15 protein-coding genes are annotated in these 18,099 nt (G+C 65.2%); 11 read left to right on the top strand and 4 right to left on the bottom strand.

What is annotated here, in order from left to right:
* The coding region (locus AC1DXS_RS14865; protein WP_477738256.1) for a hypothetical protein at positions 1 to 2,418 on the bottom strand (2,418 nt) is incomplete at its 3' end.
* On the opposite strand from AC1DXS_RS14865, the gene AC1DXS_RS14860 reads away from it, so the two are divergent.
* The 6 genes from AC1DXS_RS14860 to AC1DXS_RS14835 all read left to right on the top strand — a co-directional run bounded on the left by AC1DXS_RS14860 (position 2,381) and on the right by AC1DXS_RS14835 (position 8,797).
* A complete protein-coding gene (locus AC1DXS_RS14860) occupies positions 2,381 to 3,475 on the top strand; it encodes a YadA family autotransporter adhesin (protein ID WP_477738255.1) in 1,095 nt (364 codons plus the stop codon). The genes AC1DXS_RS14865 and AC1DXS_RS14860 overlap by 38 nt on opposite strands.
* Before the next feature lie 113 nt (positions 3,476 to 3,588).
* On the top strand, positions 3,589 to 4,734 hold the full coding sequence (locus AC1DXS_RS14855; protein ID WP_477738254.1) for a DUF2827 domain-containing protein: 1,146 nt from the start codon (positions 3,589 to 3,591) through the stop codon (positions 4,732 to 4,734).
* A complete protein-coding gene (locus tag AC1DXS_RS14850) occupies positions 4,731 to 5,885 on the top strand; it encodes a DUF2827 domain-containing protein (protein WP_477738253.1) in 1,155 nt (384 codons plus the stop codon). The genes AC1DXS_RS14855 and AC1DXS_RS14850 overlap by 4 nt, the downstream gene beginning before the upstream one ends.
* On the top strand, positions 5,885 to 6,511 hold the full coding sequence (locus AC1DXS_RS14845; RefSeq protein ID WP_477738252.1) for a hypothetical protein: 627 nt from the start codon (positions 5,885 to 5,887) through the stop codon (positions 6,509 to 6,511). Before AC1DXS_RS14850 ends, AC1DXS_RS14845 begins: the two co-directional genes overlap by 1 nt.
* A gap of 17 nt (positions 6,512 to 6,528) precedes the next feature.
* Positions 6,529 to 7,647 (top strand): DUF2827 domain-containing protein, encoded by a 1,119-nt coding sequence (locus AC1DXS_RS14840; protein ID WP_477738251.1) that lies wholly within the window; start codon positions 6,529 to 6,531, stop codon positions 7,645 to 7,647.
* 10 nt (positions 7,648 to 7,657) lie between these two features.
* A complete protein-coding gene (locus tag AC1DXS_RS14835) occupies positions 7,658 to 8,797 on the top strand; it encodes a DUF2827 domain-containing protein (protein ID WP_477738250.1) in 1,140 nt (379 codons plus the stop codon).
* Between the two features lie 76 nt (positions 8,798 to 8,873).
* On the opposite strand, the gene AC1DXS_RS14830 is transcribed toward AC1DXS_RS14835, so the two are convergent.
* Positions 8,874 to 9,989: a transglutaminase-like domain-containing protein gene (locus AC1DXS_RS14830; protein ID WP_477738249.1), complete on the bottom strand. Its 1,116-nt coding sequence runs from the start codon at positions 9,987 to 9,989 to the stop codon at positions 8,874 to 8,876.
* A 112-nt stretch (positions 9,990 to 10,101) separates the two neighbouring features.
* Positions 10,102 to 10,647 carry a TlpA family protein disulfide reductase gene (locus AC1DXS_RS14825; RefSeq protein WP_477738248.1) on the bottom strand — a complete coding sequence of 182 codons (546 nt, stop codon included), beginning with the start codon at positions 10,645 to 10,647 and terminating at the stop codon, positions 10,102 to 10,104.
* Positions 10,648 to 10,758: 111 nt separating this feature from the next.
* On the opposite strand from AC1DXS_RS14825, the gene AC1DXS_RS14820 reads away from it, so the two are divergent.
* Together AC1DXS_RS14820 and egtD are read left to right on the top strand one after the other, a co-directional pair.
* Positions 10,759 to 11,271, top strand: coding sequence for an N-acetyltransferase family protein (locus AC1DXS_RS14820; protein WP_477738247.1), 513 nt, complete (start codon positions 10,759 to 10,761; stop codon positions 11,269 to 11,271).
* 234 nt (positions 11,272 to 11,505) lie between these two features.
* Positions 11,506 to 12,531, top strand: a complete 1,026-nt coding sequence (gene egtD, locus AC1DXS_RS14815; protein WP_477738246.1) for an L-histidine N(alpha)-methyltransferase — start codon at positions 11,506 to 11,508, stop codon at positions 12,529 to 12,531.
* Positions 12,532 to 12,625: 94 nt separating this feature from the next.
* Here the strand turns inward: egtD and alaS are convergent, their stop codons facing one another.
* Positions 12,626 to 15,250, bottom strand: a complete 2,625-nt coding sequence (gene alaS / locus AC1DXS_RS14810) for an alanine--tRNA ligase (protein ID WP_477738245.1) — start codon at positions 15,248 to 15,250, stop codon at positions 12,626 to 12,628.
* Between the two features lie 361 nt (positions 15,251 to 15,611).
* On the opposite strand from alaS, the gene AC1DXS_RS14805 reads away from it, so the two are divergent.
* From AC1DXS_RS14805 to AC1DXS_RS14795, 3 genes are read left to right on the top strand one after another with little or no spacing between them, the layout of a single operon-like run.
* Entirely contained in the window at positions 15,612 to 16,526 is a 915-nt protein-coding gene (locus tag AC1DXS_RS14805; RefSeq protein ID WP_477738244.1) for a dihydrodipicolinate synthase family protein, read from the top strand.
* Positions 16,527 to 16,551: 25 nt separating this feature from the next.
* A complete protein-coding gene (locus AC1DXS_RS14800; protein WP_477738259.1) occupies positions 16,552 to 16,806 on the top strand; it encodes a 2Fe-2S iron-sulfur cluster-binding protein in 255 nt (84 codons plus the stop codon).
* Positions 16,803 to 18,095 (top strand): FAD-dependent oxidoreductase, encoded by a 1,293-nt coding sequence (locus tag AC1DXS_RS14795; RefSeq protein ID WP_477738243.1) that lies wholly within the window; start codon positions 16,803 to 16,805, stop codon positions 18,093 to 18,095. Before AC1DXS_RS14800 ends, AC1DXS_RS14795 begins: the two co-directional genes overlap by 4 nt.
* Positions 18,096 to 18,099: the final 4 nt, after the last annotated feature.

The following is an 18,099-nucleotide window of genomic DNA, read 5'->3' as shown; positions in this document are numbered from 1 at the left end:
GAGCACGACCAACAGCAATGTCACCTCGCTGTCCACATCGACTTCCACGGGTTTGAGCACCGCCGACAGCCGGATCACGTCGCTGTCCACTTCGACATCGAGCGGCCTCAGCACGACGAACAGCAATGTCACTTCGCTGTCGACCTCAACATCCACCGGCTTGAGCACGGCCAGCAGCGGCATCGCATCCCTTTCCACCGGCTTGAGCACCACGGACAGCAACGTCACATCGCTGTCCACGTCGACCTCTACAGGCTTGAGCACCGCCGACAGCAGAACCACTTCGCTTTCGACCTCGACATCGACCGGCCTGAGCACCGCCAGCAGCGGCATTGCATCCCTGTCGACTTCGGCCAGTTCGCTGTCTACCGGCCTGAGCACGACCAACAGCAACGTCACCTCGCTGTCCACATCGACTTCCACGGGTTTGAGCACCGCCGACAGCCGGATCACGTCGCTGTCCACTTCGACATCGAGCGGCCTCAGCACGACGAACAGCAATGTCACTTCGCTGTCGACCTCAACATCCACCGGCTTGAGCACGGCCAGCAGCGGCATCGCATCCCTTTCCACCGGCTTGAGCACCACGGACAGCAACGTGACCTCGCTGTCGACATCGACCAGTTCGCTGTCTACCGGCCTGAGCACGACAAACAGCAGTCTGGCCTCGTTGTCGACATCGACCTCCACGGGCCTGAGCACCGCCACCAGCGGCATCGGCTCGCTCTCCACCGGCCTGAGCACCACCGACAGCAACGTCGCATCCCTGTCGACGGGCTTCAGCTCCGTGTCCACGGGTTTCAGTTCCCTCTCGACCGGCTTCAGCTCGCTGTCCACCGGCCTCAGCACCACCGACAGCAACCTGGCGGCGCTGTCGACATCCGCCTCGACCGGCATCGGGTCGCTGTCCACGTCAGCCTCGACGGGCCTGAGCACCTCGGCCAGCCGGATCACCTCGCTGTCGACTTCCACCTCGACGGGCTTCAGTTCGCTGTCCACGGGCCTGAGCACCACCGACAGCAATGTCGCATCGCTGTCCACCGGCTTTGGCTCCATCTCTACGGGGTTCAGCTCGATCTCCACCGGGTTCAGTTCGCTGTCGACGTCGGCATCGACCGGTTTCAGCTCCCTCTCAACGGGCTTCAGCTCGATCTCGACAGGCTTTAGCTCGCTGTCGACTTCCACGTCAACCGGCTTCAGTTCGCTGTCCACCGGCCTGAGCACCACCGACAGCAATGTTGCATCGCTGTCCACGGGATTCAACACGGTGTCCACGGGCTTCAGCTCAATCTCGACAGGCTTCAGCTCGATCTCGACGGGATTCAACTCTTTGTCCACCTCCGCATCAACAGGCTTCAGTTCACTGTCCACCGGCCTGAGCGGCACAAACAGCAATGTCGCCTCGCTGTCGACCTCCACCTCGACCGGTGTGAGCTCCCTGTCCACGGCCATCGACTCGCTGTCGACCTCGGGCTCCACCAGCACCAGTTCGCTGTCGACGGGCGTGAGTTCGCTGTCCACGGGCCTGGACTCCCTGTCGACCTCGACCTCCACGGGCATCAGTTCGCTGTCGACCGGCTTCGGCTCCCTGTCCACCGGGTTTGGATCGCTGTCCACCGGCTTTATCTCGCTGTCGACCAGCGTGGGCTCCCTCTCGACAGGCATCAGCACCACCAACAGCAATGTCGCGGTGCTGTCCACCTCGGCCTCGACCGGCATCAGTTCGCTGTCGACCGCCATCGACGGGCTGTCCACCTCGACCTCCACCAGCGCCAGTTCGCTGTCCACGGGCCTGAGCACCACCAACAGCAACGTCACGTCGCTGTCCACCTCGACCTCCACCGGTGTGAGCTCGCTGTCGACGGGCGTGAGTTCCCTGTCCACCGGCGTCAGCTCGCTCTCGACCGGTGTCAGTTCCCTGTCCACCGGTATCAGCTCCCTGTCGACCTCCGCCTCGACGGGCATCAGTTCGCTGTCGACGGGGGTGAGTTCCTTGTCGACCGGGGTCAGTTCGCTGTCGACCTCCACCTCGACAGGCATCAGTTCCCTGTCGACCAGCATTGATTCGCTGTCGACTTCGACCTCCACCGGCATCAGCTCGCTGTCCACCGGTGTGAGTTCCCTGTCCACGGGCGTCAGCTCGCTGTCCACGGGCCTGAGCACCACGAACAGCAACGTCGCCTCGCTGTCGACCTCGACGTCCACAGGCATCAGTTCGCTGTCGACAGGGCTCAATTCGCTGTCCACCTCGACCTCGACCGGGTTCAGCTCGCTGTCGACAGGCTTCAGTTCTGTCTCCACCGGGCTGAGCACCGTCAACAGCACGGTGACTTCGCTGTCGACCTCGGTTTCCACGGGCACCAGTTCGCTGTCGACGGGCTTGAGCACCACCAACAGCAACGTCACCTCGCTGTCCACGTCCGCCTCCACCGGCCTCAGCTCCCTGTCCACCTCGACCTCCACCGGCCTGAGCACCGCCAACAGCGGCATCATCTCGCTGTCCACAGGTCTGAGCGGCCTCAGCAACGGCGTGACTTCACTGTCCACGGGCCTGAGCACCGCCAACAACGGCATTGCCTCGCTGTCCACCGGGCTGTCGAGCGCGACCTCGGGCACCGCGGCCCTGGCTTCGCTGGTCAACGCGGCGAATTCAGCGGCGGCCAACGGCGGCGCTCTCATAGGCTCCACCGCGGGCGGCGCCGCCGGCGCCGGGTTGCTCACGCAGGGCAACTCCTTTAACGGCACGACGCTGCAGACCGTGGCCTCACCTTCCGATTGCACGGTGGCCAACGGCGCGGACACCACGGCCACGGGCCTGTGCGCCAGCGCCGGCACCCGTGCCGGGGTGAACGGCGCCACGGCCACAACGGTCGCCACCGGCGCCACCGCCTACGGMTCGCAATCGCTGGCCCAGGACAAGAACACCACCGCCATCGGCTTCCGCGCGACGGCCACCTACGAGGGCTCCGTCGCCATCGGCTTCCAGGCCAGGGCGATTGCCGACCCGGCCACCGCGGTGGGATCCAACTCGCTGGCCTCGGGCAATGACTCGGTGGCCCTGGGCGCCAGCGCCGAAGCCACCGCAACCCGCGCCGTGGCGCTGGGCGCCTTCTCGGTCGCGGACCAGCCCAACACCGTGTCGGTGGGCTCGCCCGGCAATGAGCGCCGCATCACCAACGTGGCCCCCGGCGTCTACGCCACGGACGCGGTCAACGTCGGCCAGCTCAACGACGTGCGGCGTGTCGCTTATTCCGGCATCGCGATGAGCATGGCCATGGCCGCCACCTACATGCCCAACCTTGAAGGCGGCGAAAAAGCCCTGGGCATAGGCGTGGGCAATTACAAGGGCTACGGCGCGCTGGGCCTGAACTTCAAGGCCCTCAACAACGACGGCAAGAGCGCCTGGGGCTTCGGCGTCTCGACCACCGGCAAGGAGTGGGGCATGAACTTCGGCGCAAGCTGGAAATGGCGTTAAGTAGAATGGCCTGAGCGCCTTAAACCGTCAGATGGAGCCCCCCGGCTCCCGGTGAGCGCCGCGCGGCCCCCTCAGGGCCCCCGGCGCTCATTGCTTTGGGAGAGACAACAAGCATGCGTATCGGTATCTCGGTCCTCACACACGCCGGCCAGAACATCTGGGAAAACGGGCTGGGGCAGAACGTCATCTTCCTGGCCCAGTCCTTCCAGAAGCTGCCCTTTGTGCAGTCCGTCGTGCTGCTCAACGGCGGAGACCAGAGCACCATGCCGCCGCAGGTCAACCTGGATGCGCTGGGCCTGCGCATGATGTCCGCGCACGAAGCCACCGACCACATCGACCTGGCCATCGAGATGGCCGGCGCGCTGGACGTCAAATGGCTGGACTACCTGCGGGCCCAGGGCAAAAAAGTGGTCTGGTACTGCGCCGGCCAGCCCTACGTCGGCCTGATCGAGCCCAGCGTGTTTGAACGCCCGGGCTTCTTCAGCCGGGCCGATCGATGCGACGAAATCTGGATCCTGCCCAAGGACTTTGCCGCGTTCGCGCCCATGCTGCGCGCCCTGCACCGCTGCCCGGTGCATGAGGTGCCCTATATCTGGTCGCCGCAGTTCCTGGACGCGCGCGCCCGGGAGCTGGAAAAAGAAGGCTATTCCTTCGGCTACAAGCCGCGTGCGCCGGGCGCGGGCCTGCGCGTGGCGATCTTCGAGCCCAATGTGTCGGTCGTCAAATGCACCAACATTCCCATGCTGATCTGCGACGAGGCCTACCGCGCGCAACCCGCACAAGTGGATTTCATGCACGTGCTCAACACCCTGCACCTGAAGGACCACCCCACGCTGCTCTACCTGGCCAACTCGCTCAACCTGGTCAAGCAGCACAAGGCGATCTTCCAGGGCCGCCACGACTTTGCCGGCTACATGGTCCAGCATGCCGACGCCGTGGTGTCGCACCAGTGGCAAAACGACCAGAACTACAACTACCTGGACGCCCTGCACGGCAACTACCCGCTGATCCACAACTCGCCCTGGCTGCGCGACGCCGGGTATTCCGACTACTACTACCCTGACTTCAACACGGTGGAAGGCGGCGCCAGGCTGCTGCTGGCCGCCAGCGGGCACGACAGTCGCCTTGAGCACCACCGCAAGCAGGCCCAGCGGGTGATCGCCGGCGTGGATCCCTTCGCGCACGGCAACCTGCAAAGCCTGGCGCGCAGGCTGCAATCGCTTTTCCGCAACGCGGCGGGCGCGGGAGCCGCGGCATGAGCAAATCCAAGGCAAGCGTGGCCGACCGCCTGCGCGTCGGCGTTTCCATTTATGTGCGCAAGGGCGAACAGTCGCTCTGGGAAAACGGCATCTACCAGAACTGCCTGTTTCTGGTGATGCTGCTGCTGAAGGCGCCGAATGTGGCCGAAACCTACCTGGTCAGCGGGGGCGGAGACGGCGACGCGGCCGACGCCCAGCGCTTCATGGCCGATTCGCCCGTGCCCATCATCGACATGGCGGCCGCTTCCGACAAGCTCGACGTGATGATAGAGATGAGCGCGCAGCTCAGCCGCGACTGGGCCGTGAGCTTTCGCGAACGTGGCGGAAAAATCGTGACCATGCGCGTCGGCAACGACTACGTCATCGACATCGAGCGCATGATCTTCAACAAGCAGCACGGCTTGCTGATCGCCGGAACGCCCTACGACGAAATCTGGACGCTGGCCGAGTACGAACGCAGCTGCATGCACTACTTCGGCAGCGCGATGCGCGCGCCGGTGCGGCTGATGCAGCACCTCTGGAGCCCCGGCGTGATCGACCGCGCGGCGGCGACCCTTCCCAACGGCGAGACCTTCGGCTACAAACCGGGCCGCAAGAAGTGGCGGCTGGGTATCTTCGAGCCCAACATCTGCATGGTCAAGACCAGCCACCTGCCGATGCTGCTGATCGACATGGCGCACCGGGCCAATCCGCGCGCCATCGAGTTGATGCGGGTCTACAACAGCTACCACATGAAGGACCACGTCACCTTCGTCGGCTTCGCCAACAGCCTGGACATCGTCAGGCACGGCCTGGCCGTCTTCGAAGGCCGCTTTCCGGTCTACCAGTGCCTGTCGTCGCAGGTCGATGCCGTCGTCTGCCACCAGTGGGAGAACGGTCAGAACTACCTCTACTACGAGGCCCTTTACGGCGGCTACCCGCTGGTCCACAACTCCACCTTCATCGGGGATTGCGGCTACTTCTACCCCGGCTTCGACTGCGAGGAAGGCGGCCTGGCGCTGCTGCAGGCTTTTTCCCAGCACGACGCGGACCTGGCGAACTACCGGGAGCGCGCGCGCACCTTTTTGCGCACCCTGGCCCCCGAGAACGAAAACAACGTCCGTGCCTACAATGAGGCGCTGGTCAATCTGTACCGCGCAGGCCCACCGTGATGACCAAGACCCTCCACCCCGTTTCGCTTTTGCGGCAGCACGTGTATGCGCTGCTGGCCGCCGCCATGGTGTGCGCCCAGGCTGTCCCTGCCCATGCGCAGGTGACGCCGCAGCGCCCGCCCGCGGGCCCGGTGTTGCCGGCACCCGCCGCCGGCGTTCCGCTGGACGCACTGACGGCGGCCGCCACCAATGTGGGCGTGCGGCGCTGCCTGCCGGCCATCACCCGCCTGTCCTCGCTGACCGTCAGCGGCAGCACGGGCAACGACGTGCTGGTCGACTGGGACCGCAAGAACCCCGACGGCGGCCCCTTCTTCTCCCTCAGCGGCGTCGAGTACAAAAACGCGTCCCTGGCCTTTTCCCTGACGGCGGTGCCGGACGCGGCGGGCGGCTGCTCGATCGCGGCCGAGCGCATCTCGGTCGCGCCCTTTGCCTGCAAAAGCATTGCGCAGCAGGAGCTGGGCGGCTACCAGGCCACGCAGTTGCTGGCCACCTTCACCGTCTACGTCGACCCGCGCGACCCGGGGGCCTCGGTGACGTTGATCGATTCGCCGCCCGGCTGCCTCATCATCCGCCGCCATGTCGAGTACGACTGGAAAGACCCGGCCCAGAGAGCGCCGAGGCGATAACGCCGGGGCATACGGACATGGCTGCCCTGCGCATAGGCATCACCATAGGCCTTCGGTCTCCCGATGAAAGCCTGTGGGTCAACGGCATCAAGCAGAACGCGCTGAACCTGGCCTGCGTGCTGAAGGCCTCGCCGCTGGGCCACCGCGTGCAGCTGGTCAACACCACCGACGTGCCCATCACCGGCCAGTTGCCCTGGGACCTCAATACCTTCCCCGTCGTCACGCTGGAGGCCGCTATGAACGACCTCGACGTGCTGATCGAACTCGGCGGCGGCATCAGCGAAGCCCATTCCCTGCAACTGAAGGCGGCCGGCACGCGGCTGGTCAGCTACTGCTGCGGCAGCGAGTATGTGGTGGTGCTGGAGTCCATCCTGTTCGGCCGGCCGCTGTGGCCGGGCGGTGTTTACATGAACCGCCACTATGACGAGATCTGGGTGATTCCCCAGGTGGCCAACAACTCGCTGTCCTTTATCCAGACCCTGAGGCGCTGCCCGGCCAAGGTGGTGCCCTTTGTCTGGGACCCGCGCTGGCTGGAGTCCAGCGTGGCGGCGTTGCCCCACGGCGCCCGCTACCAGCCGGGCCGCCCAGCCAAGCGCCTGGCGGTCATGGAACCGAATATGGATGTGGTCAAGGCCTGCATCTATCCCATCCTGATCGCCGAAGAGGCCTTTCGCGCGCAGCCTGAGCGCATTGAATTCCTCAACGTGTGCAGCGCCAAGCACCTGGCCGAACAAAGCCGCGAGTTCCAGTTGCTGATGTTCCAGCTCGACATCGTCAATGCCGGCAAGGCCACCTTCCTGGGCCGCTACGACACGGCAAACTTCCTGGGTGAACACGCCGATGTGGTGGTCTCCAACCAGTGGGACAACCCGCTCAATTATTTCTACTTCGACGTCTGCTGGCTGGGTTACCCACTGGTGCACAACGCCGGCATGTGCAAGGAATTAGGCTACTACTACGAAGGCAACGACGTGCAAGCGGGCGCGCACCAGTTGCTGCAGGTGCTGGAGCGGCATGACGACGCGGCCACCGAATATGCCGCACGGCAACGCGAGCTGCTGCGGGTGCACACGGCCGCCAACCCCGAGCTGGTGGCCCGCTACGACGAACTGCTGGCCGGGCTTTTGACCGGCTGAGGGCGCAACCATGGCCCCCTCAAACCCCGGTCTGCGCATAGGCATCACCATCGGCCTGCACCAGGAGGCCGAGACGCTGTGGAACAACGGCATCAAACAAAACGCGGTGTTCCTGGCCGAGGCCCTCAAGGGCTCCAGGCTGGTGGGCTCGGTGCGGCTGGTCAACACCACCGCCGTGCGCATCACGGCGGCCCTGCCCTGGGACCAGCGGCGCTGGCCCACGGTTGCTTTTGAAGACGCCAAGGATTCGCTCGATGTGCTGATAGAACTCGGCGGCCAGGTCAGCGCGGAGCAAACCGACTACCTCAAGCGGCGCGGAACGCGCCTGGTGTCCTACTGCTGCGGCTTTGAGTATGTGCACACCATGGAGTCCATCCTCTTCGGCAGGCCGCTGTGGGGCTATGACCTTTTTATCAACCAGCGTTATGACGACCTCTGGGTGATCCCGCAGGTGGCGCCCATCAGCCAGCATTATTTTTCAACGCTGCGGCGCAGGCCGGCCACCGTCGTGCCCTTTGTCTGGGACCCGGTGTTCATCGAAGAACGCAGCCAGGCCCTGCCGGACGCGGGGCGCTACCACCCGCGGCACGGCCCGCGCCGGCTCAGCGTGATGGAACAAAACCTGGACGTGGTGAAGTTTTGCCTCTACCCCATCCTGATCGCCGAAGAAGCGTACCGGCGCAGGCCCGAGGCGATTGCCTGGCTGCACGTCACCAATGCCTCGCGCCTGGCGCATGAAAGCAAGGAATTTGTCGCGCTCATGAACCAGCTCGACATCGTGCGCCAGCACAAGGCCTCTTTCCTGGGCGTGTATGAAACACCGGCCTTCCTCAGCGAGATGAGCGACGTCGTGATCTCGCACCAGTGGGAAAACGCGCTCAATTACTTTTACCTCGAGGTCTGCTGGCAGGGCTATCCGCTGGTGCACAACGCCCACCTGTGCGCCGACCTGGGTTACTACTACGAAGGCAATGATGTTGAGGCCGGCTGCGCGCGCCTGCTGGAGGTGTTCGACAAGCATGACGAGCAGGCAGGCGCCTATGCGGCGAGGCAACGCGAGCTGATCGCGCGCTACCTGCCGGGCAATGCGGAAGTGGTATCGCGCTACGAGGCGCTGCTGCAGCGCGTGATGGCTACGCCGCCGAGCTAGGTTTGCATCGTCACGGCGGAAATAAAAATGCCCTCGCAAAGAGGGCATTTTTTGGAAAGAACGGAATCGTCTACCCTCAGGCAACTTCCCTGGCCGTGATCTGGTACTTGAAATCATCCGGCGCGTAGGAATCAAAACGCCCCGCCGTGTTCTCGCCGATGGGRTACATAAAGAAACCGAGCTTCTCGCCGGCCGACTTCGGCAGGGCCAGGTCGTGCGCCGTGTTGTAGGCCATCCAGTTGCCTTCCCAGCCGCCGAACAGCGCCTTGTTCACGGGCGCCACCACCGGGTCGGTGGTGGTCTTGATCCAGTCCGCCGTTTCCAGGCGCATCACCTTGGCCACGTCGGCCGGGTCCATCGCCACCCAGCCGTGGCCCTTGAGGTAGACCTCCGAGCGGCAMTGCTGGGCGCCCTTGAGGCTGGCCGGGTTGCCCGAAAGCTCCTTGTAGCCGAAGGCCGAGGGCACCAGGCGTATGCCGTAGACGTCGCGCGCCGGCAGGCCCACCGAGCGGCACAGGCCGACAAACAGCGCATTGAGGTCGGCGCACTTGCCGCCCAGATTGCCGGTTTCCAGCATGGTCTTGATGTCGCCCTCGCCGCAGCCGCGCACCTTGGGTTCGCGGTAGGTGTTGGCGACGATCCAGTCATAGAGCTTTTGCGCTTTTTCAACATCGGTCTTCGCGCCCTGGGTGGCCGCCAACGCGGTCTTGCGCACGATGCCGTCGGTCGGGATCAGCGTGGTCGGGCGCGTGAAATAGCGCAGCGTGTCGGCGCTTTCGGCCGCGGCGGTTTTCTGCGACCAGTCGATGGCGCGGCCCTGGGTCTGCACACGGCTGGTGAGTTCCACAAAGGGTTTGGCTTCGGTGGCCGGGAATTCAACGAAAAGCATCTTCGCGCCGTCGCGGCCGTCCTGCGCCAGCTGCGTGCTGCCATTGCTTGAGAAACTGTTGCCCAGCGAATGCTGGTAGTCGCTGTTGACCGAGGGGATGGGCAACCAGACCTTGGTCACGCCCTGCGGCTTGAGGATGTCCACGCGCGTGGTCACGTCAAAAGTACGCCAGGCGCCGCTTTGGGGGGCGAAGTGTTTGCGGCTGGGCGCCGGGGAAGTCTGGGCGTAATGGAGGGTGGGCAGCGAGGCAGCCATGGCGGCGGCGGCGGTGTTTTTCAGAAAGGTACGGCGTACGGTGGTCATAAAGGCTCCGGGGTGAGGGCGACGTGCACCGCGGCAGGTAAAGATGCCCCGGGATGTCAGGCGCCATTATCGCCGCCGGCCCGCGCTGACCAGGCGCGCGAGCCAGGCACCCTCAGGGCTTGAGCAGGCCGGCGATCAGCTTTTCAGCCGCGGGCCCAGTCCAGTCGACTTCGCCCTTGACACGCAGGCGCGGCCGGCCGGCCACATCCATCATCAAGGTTGTCGGGAAAACTTTCACGCCCCAGGCTCGCGCCGCCTTGCCGTCCTGGTCCAGCAGCACCGGCAGTGTGACGCCTGTCGTTTTGGCGAACTGCAGGGCGCGCGCAGCCGGCTCCTTGAAGTTGACGGCCAGCACCAATAGCTTCTCCGGCCCGTAAAAATCGGCGACCTGTTGCAGCGTCGGCATCTCGGCACGGCAGGGTTCGCACCAGCTGGCCCAGAAATTCAGCATGACGGCGCGGCCGTGCAGGTCTGCCGGGCGCCATGTCTTTCCGTGGGTATCGACCAGCGCGAAGGTAGACACCGGACCGGACCAGGGAGTCACCTCATAGGCTGGGCCGCTCAGCCCCTGCGACCTGGACGGAAGCACGGCGGCAGCTGAGCCTGCGGCAAGGGCCTGCTGCAGGAAATGGCGGCGGGAAGGGGATTGAATGGGCATGGGAAGAACGGAGGCTGCCTGCATTTTAAGGAAGCGATAGCATCGCTTGATAGCATGCCTGCATACGCCAGCCGGCGTCTTCAACACAATCCATCTCATCACAGGAAACCCATGAACATCGTTATCCGCGACGCGCAAGCGCGCGACGCCGCGCAGATCCACGCCTTCATCGTCGAGCTGGCCATCTACGAAAAAGCGGAGCATGAGGTCATCGCGAGCGTCGCGGACATCGAGCGCAGCCTGTTTGAGCCCGGCTCACCCGCCCGCGGCCTGATTTGCGAGATGGACGGCCGGCCGGTGGGCTTTGCGGTGTACTTCCTCAGCTACTCCACCTGGCTGGGCCGCAAAGGCCTGTACCTGGAGGATTTATACGTATCGCCCCAACACCGGGGCAGCGGCGCCGGCAAGCGGCTGTTGCGCCACCTGGCCCGGCTGGCGTTTGACAGCGGCTGCGGGCGCTTCGAATGGAGCGTGCTGGACTGGAACGAACCGGCCATCCAGTTCTACCAGTCGCTGGGGGCGAAGCCGCAGGCCGAATGGGTTCGCTACCGCATGGCCGGTGAAACCCTGCGGCAGTTTGCGCAGGGAGGTGAGCCGGCCGGCCAGGAGGCGCCGGCCTTGTAGCTTGCCCGGGCAGGATGCCGCGTCTTTTTGTAAGAAACGGCAGTTTGAACAGACCAAGTGTCACGGAAAGCTCGGGCGCAGTTGAAACGCCGCGGCGGCGTTCAGTTCACCGGCGAACCCTATATAGGACAGCATTTGGCCGGCGCCGCTTGCACCCAAAGCGATTCAGTCCTACAAAGGCGTCTGGCTAACTGCTTTCAAATCTGTCGATACAACCTAACTGGCTGATCCAACGTGAACCTGCCCCTCCAATTCCCCGGCCTGGCTGAGGCCTTGCCAACGGCTTCGCCGCAGTTCATCAACCTCTACAACGATACGCAGCCCGGCCAGAGCCAGACTGCGGCGCAGGAGCTGGAAGAGGGTTTGCTCGAACCCTCGGCCGCCATCAGCCCCAAATTCTTTTACAACGAGCTGGGCTCCAGGCTTTTCGAGGCCATCACGGGACTGCGGGAGTACTACCCTACCCGCACCGAGGCCGCGATTTTCGAGGCATCCTATCCGCAGATCGCGGCTACGCTGCGCGGCAGCGGTATCGACAACGGCTGCCTGATCGACCTGGGCGCCGGCAATTGCGCCAAAGCCGCAGCGCTGATTCCGCATCTTCAGCCGCGGCAGTATGTGCCGGTCGATATCTCCGTCGATTTTTTGCGCGATGCGGCCGAACAGGTGCAAAACAGCTTCCCCGCGCTCGATATCGTCGGCCTGGGAATGGACTTCTCCTCCGGCCTGGTTCTGCCCCGCGAAGTGCAACAGCACGAGCGCGTGTTTTTCTATCCCGGCTCCAGCCTGGGCAACTTCCATCCGGCGCAGGCCCTGCAGTTCTTGCGGCACATCGCCGACCCGGCGCAGGGCAAGGCCCGCGGCCTGCTGCTGGGCATAGACCTGGTCAAAGACACAGCGCGCCTGGAGGCTGCCTACGACGACGCCCTGGGCGTGACCGCCGCTTTCAACAAAAACCTGCTGCTCAACATCAATGAATTGCTGGGCTCCGACTTCGACTTGCGGCAATGGCGCCACGTGGCCTTGTTCAACGCCGAGCAATCGCGCATTGAGATGCACCTCGAAGCCCTGTCGGACCTCACCGTGCGCTGGCCCGGGCATGCACGGCGCTTTGATGCCGGCGAACGCATCCACACGGAGTGCTCTTACAAGTACACGGTGGAAAGCATGACGGCGCTGCTGCGGCAAGCAGGCTTCAGCCAGATCAAGCACTGGACCGACCCGAACCAGTGGTTCGCGGTGTTCTGGGCCGGCGTCTAAGAAACCGTTAGTGCAAAGAAAAAGGCCGGTGCCCTTGCGGACACCGGCCTTGCTATTTTCGAATTGCCGTTTTCAGCCTCGAACAGAGCCGCGCTCAGGCGCGTTCAGTCACCCAGCCCTGCACCGACTTGAGCGCGTCACCGAGCTTGGACGCATCGGTGCCGCCGGCCATGGCCATGTCGGCCTTGCCGCCGCCCTTGCCGCCCACTTGCTGGGCCACAAAGTTCACGAGTTCGCCGGCCTTGACCTTGCCCACGCTGTCGGCCGTCACGCCCGCGGCGATCTGCACCTTGTCGCCGTCGACCGCGGCCAGCACGATGACGGCTGTCTTGAGCTTGTCCTTGAGCTTGTCCATGGTGTCGCGCAGCGTCTTGGCGTCGGCGCCATCGAGCTTGGCGGCCAGCACCTTGAGGCCCTTGACGTCCACCGCCTGCGTGAGCAGCTCATCACCTTGCGAAGACGCCAGCTTGCCCTTGAGCGCGGCGATTTCTTTTTCCAGTGTCTTGACCTGGTCCAGCACCTGGCCGATGCGGCCTTGCAGCTCCGTGGGGCTGGCTTTCAGCGAACCGGCCGCGGCCTGCACCGTGGATTCCAGCGACTGCAAATAGGCCAGCGCGTTTTCGCCGGTCACGGCTTCGACGCGGCGAACACCGGCAGCCACACCGCTTTCGGCGACGATCTTGAACAGGCCGATGTCACCGGTGCGTTTGACGTGAACGCCGCCGCAGAGCTCCTTGCTGGAGCCAATCGTCAGCACACGCACGGTCTCGCCGTACTTTTCGCCGAACAGCATCATCGCGCCGGATTTCTGCGCATCCTCCATGGCCATCACGCTGGCGTCGGTCGCCACGTTGGAGAGGATTTCGGCATTGACACGGGCTTCGATCTCGCGGATCTGCGCGTCGGTGACGGGCGCGCCGTGCGCGAAGTCAAAGCGGGTGCGCTCGGCATTCACCAGGCTGCCCTTTTGCTGCACGTGTTCGCCCAGCACTTCGCGCAAGGCCTTGTGCATCAAATGGGTGGCGCTGTGGTTGCGCACGGTGGCGGCGCGAAGTGCCGTGTTGACCTGCGCCGTCACGGTGTCGCCGACTTTCAGCGTGCCCTCTTCCTGCGTACCGTGGTGGCCGAACACGTCGGCCTTGATCTTGAGCGTGTCGTCCACGGTGAAGGTGGAGCCGGCTGCCGTGAGACGGCCCTGGTCGCCGACCTGGCCGCCGCTCTCGGCGTAAAACGGGGTCGTGCTCAGCACCACCACGCCGCTTTGCCCGGCATTGAGGGCCTGCACAGCCACACCGTCGGCATACAGGGCCACCACCTTGGCGGGTTCTTCGAGCAGCTCGTAGCCGGTGAAGGCATGCCCCTCGCCGCTGTATTCAAGCGCGCGGTCCATCTTGAACTTGCCGGCGGCACGCGCCTGGTTCTTCTGCTTGTCCATCGCGGCCTTGAAGCCGGCCTCATCGACCTGGACATCGCGCTCGCGGCAAACGTCGTTGGTCAAGTCCAGCGGGAAGCCGTAGGTGTCGTGCAGCTTGAAGGCCACCTCGCCCGGCAGCACCTTGGCGCCACCAGCCAGCGCTGTGTCCAGGATGGTCATGCCGATTTCCAGCGTTTCAAAGAAGCGCTCTTCCTCGGCCTTGAGCACGGCGGTGATGCGGGCTTCGTCGGTCCTGAGCTTGGGGTAAGCGTCGCCCATCAGCCTGGCGAGGTCGGCCACCAGCTTGTGGAAGAAAGGCGTCTTCTTGCCCAGCTTGTAGCCGTGGCGGATCGCGCGGCGGATGATGCGGCGCTGCACATAACCGCGGCCTTCGTTGGACGGGTTGACGCCGTCGCTGACCAGGAAGGCGGTGGCGCGGATGTGGTCGGCGATCACACGCAGCGACTTGTTGCCCAGGTCCTTCTCGCCGGTTTCGCGCGCGGCGGCCTTGATCAACGCCTCAAAGATGTCGATTTCGTAATTGCTGTGAACGTGCTGCAGGATGGCGGCCAGGCGCTCCAGGCCCATGCCGGTGTCCACGCAGGGCGCGGGCAGCTTGGTGACGCTGCCGTCGGCCGCCATGTCGAACTGCATGAACACGTTGTTCCAGATTTCGATGAAGCGGTCGCCGTCTTCATCGGGGCTGCCGGGCGGGCCGCCGGGGATATGGTCGCCGTGGTCGTAGAAGATTTCGCTGCACGGGCCGCAGGGACCGGTGTCGGCCATCATCCAGAAGTTGTCGGACTTGTAGCGGCCGCCCTTGTTGTCGCCGATGCGGATCACGCGCTCGGGCGGCAGGCCGATTTCCTTGGTCCAGATGTCATAGGCCTCGTCGTCTTCCAGATACACCGTGGCCATCAGGCGCTCGGGCGGCAGCTTGTAGACCTCGGTCAGCAGCTCCCAGGCCCATTTGAGCGACTCGCGCTTGAAGTAGTCGCCGAAGCTCCAGTTGCCCAGCATCTCGAAGAAGGTGTGGTGGCGCGCGGTGTAGCCCACGTTTTCCAGGTCGTTGTGCTTGCCGCCGGCGCGCAGGCAGGCCTGGACAGATACCGCGCGGTTGTAGGGCCGCTTGTCGGTGCCCAGGAACACGTCCTTGAACTGCACCATGCCGGAGTTGGTGAACATCAGCGTCGGGTCGTTGCCCGGCACCAGCGAGCTGGAAGGCACCACGGTGTGGCCCTTGGACGCGAAGAAGTCGAGGAAGGTCTTGCGGATGTCGGCGACAGTAAAAGTGGGCTGGCTCATCTTGGATGTTGTGGTCTGGCAAGGTGGCCGGCCGCCGGCGTCAGGTCATGCCCACTGCGTCGAACCCACCTAAGCGCTTGATTTACTTGAACATTCGATTATAGGCGTGGGCCCCTTGGGCAGCCCCGGCACCAGGCCAAGCCCCGCGCAGGGCCGGCGCATCAAGGCGGTGCCCGGCGCACCGCCCCGGCGCCAGGGGGCAAGCCGCGCCGCCTGGCGGCCCCAAAACCAGGCATCCCAGCCCTCCTTTACCGCCAAATCCGCTGGCACACAAGCTGCTTAATACCCTATAAAGATAAAATAAATATCTTCTTAATATATTTATACAGACCTTTTCACACTTATCTTTAGGAGCACTCCCTTGAACAACCCCCGCTGGCAAGGCATTTTTCCCGCCGTTACCACCAAATTCCACGCCGACGAAAGCATTGACGCCGAAGGCACGGCGCGGCACATCGACTTCCAGATCCGCAACGGCATCCACGGCCTGGTGACCTGCGGCTCGCTGGGCGAGGCCAGCACGCTGTCGCTGGAAGAAAAGCTGCAGGTTGCCAAGATCGCCATCGACGCCAGCAAGGGCCGCATCCCGGTGCTGGCCAATGTGTCTGAGACCAGCACCCGCGAGGCGCTGCGCTATATCGCCGGCGCCAACCAGATCGGCGTGGACGGCTTTATGGTCATGCCCTCGGTGATCTACGTGGCCGACGCGCGCGAAGCCATGCTCAACGTGCGCACCATGGCCGAGGCCGCGCGCAAGCCGGTGATGATCTACAACAACCCGGTCGCCTACCGGGTGGACCTGAAGCCCGAGCACATGGCCGAGCTGGCCGACTGCGAATGGCTGGTCGCCATCAAGGAGAGCACCGACAACATCCGCCGCATCACCGACCTGCGCAACACGGTGGGTGACCGCTACCAGCTCTTCCTCGGCGTGGACGACCTGGCCTACGAAGGCCTGGCGCTGGGCTGCGACGGCCTGCTGGCCGGCGTGGGCTGCGCCTTCCCGCGCGAGACGGTTGCGCTGTACGACCTGATGAAGGCCGGCCAGTTCGCCGAAGCGCTCAAGCTCTACCAGTGGATGACGCCCATGCTGCACCTGGACGTCTCCACCAAGCTGGTGCAAAACCTCAAGCTCATCGACGCCCTGGTCGGCGTGGGCACCGAGCACATGCGCCGCCCCCGCCTGCCCTTGATTGGCGCCGAGCGCGAGTTCGTCGAAGGCATTGTCAAAAAAGCCCTGGCCACGCGGCCGGCGCAGTACCAGTCCCTTCCCTGAGCGAAGCGCCATGAAACCCGGCAGCGTGGAAATCCTGCTCGACGGCCTGCCGCTGCGCGTGCCGGCAGGCACCAGCGTGGCCGCCGCGCTGGCTTTTCGCGCACCGGGTTGCGCGCGCCTGTCCGTGTCCGGCGAGGCGCGCGCGCCTTTTTGCGGCATGGGCATCTGCCATGAGTGCCGGCTCAGCATAGACGGGCAGCGCCGCCTGGCCTGCCAGACCCTGTGCAGCGACGGCCTGCGCGTGGAAACCGGGCTTCAAGCTGGAGGACAGAATCCATGAACGCTCCCGACAAGCCCCCGCCCCCCGCACCCTCGTGCGAGCTGCTGATCGTCGGCGCGGGCCCGGCCGGCATGGCGGCCGCGCTGGCCGCCGCGCCCAGCGGCGCCCGCATCACGCTGCTGGACGACAACCCAATCCTCGGCGGCCAGATCTGGCGCGACGGCCCGGGGGCCCATTTGACGCCGCAGGCGCTGCGCATGCGCGAGGCGCTGGCACGCTGCGCTAACGTGCGCCTGCTCTGCGGCACGCGCGTGGTCAGCCTGGCCGGCGCCGGCGCGCTGCTGCTGGAAGACACCAAACAAGGCTGGGTTCAGCCTTATGACAAATTAATCCTGTGCACGGGCGCGCGCGAACTGCTGCTGCCCTTCCCCGGCTGGACGCTGCCCGGCGTCACAGGCGCCGGCGGTTTGCAGGCCCTGGTCAAGGCCGGCCTGCCGGTCGCGGGCGAACGCATCGTGATTGCCGGCAGCGGCCCGCTGCTGCTGGTGGCGGCCGACACGGCGCGGCGCGCCGGCGCAAAAGTTGTTCGCATCGCCGAGCAGGCCGGCCTGCCGGCCGTCGCGGGTTTTGCAGCGCAGTTGCTGCGCTGGCCGGGCAAGGCCACACAAGCCCTGGGCCTGGCCAGCGCGCGCTACCGCACAAGTACCTGCGTGGTCTCGGCGCAAGGCGAGGGCCGCGTTCAGTCCGCGCGCCTGCTGCATGCCGGCCGCGAGACCGAGATCGCCTGCGACCGCGTGGCCTGCGGTTTCGGCCTGGTGCCCAACACCGAGCTGGGCCAATTGCTGGGCTGCGCGCTGACGCCGGCGGGCAGCGGCGCACAGGCCCTGGCCGTTGACAGTCTGCAGGCAACCAGCGTGGCTGGTATTTACGCGGCTGGCGAATGCACAGGCGTGGGCGGCAGTGAGCGCGCGCTCGCGCAGGGCCGCATCGCCGGGCTCGCGGCCGTGGGGAACAGCGCCGCCGCGCAGCGCCACAACGCGGACCGCGCGCACTGGCAAGCCTTTGCCGCGCAGTTGCAGCGGCACTTCGCGCTGGCGCCCTCGCTCAAGACCCTGGCGCGGCCCGACACCCTGGTCTGCCGCTGCGAAGACGTGACGCAGGCCGCGCTGGCCGGCTGCGGCAGCTGGACCGAGGCCAAGCTGCACACGCGCTGCGGCATGGGCGCCTGCCAGGGCCGCGTCTGCGGCGCGGCGGCGCATTTTCTTTTCGGCTGGACGCCGCCCGCGCCCAGGCCGCCGCTGTCACCCGCGCGCATCGCCACGCTGGCAAGCCCGTCCACCCCTGACTGAAAGT

The sequence above is a fragment of the Polaromonas sp. P3_B1 genome (assembly GCF_056402935.1).
The sequence above is the reverse complement of the archived record's forward strand: the minus strand, read 5'-3'. Positions and strand labels throughout refer to the sequence as shown.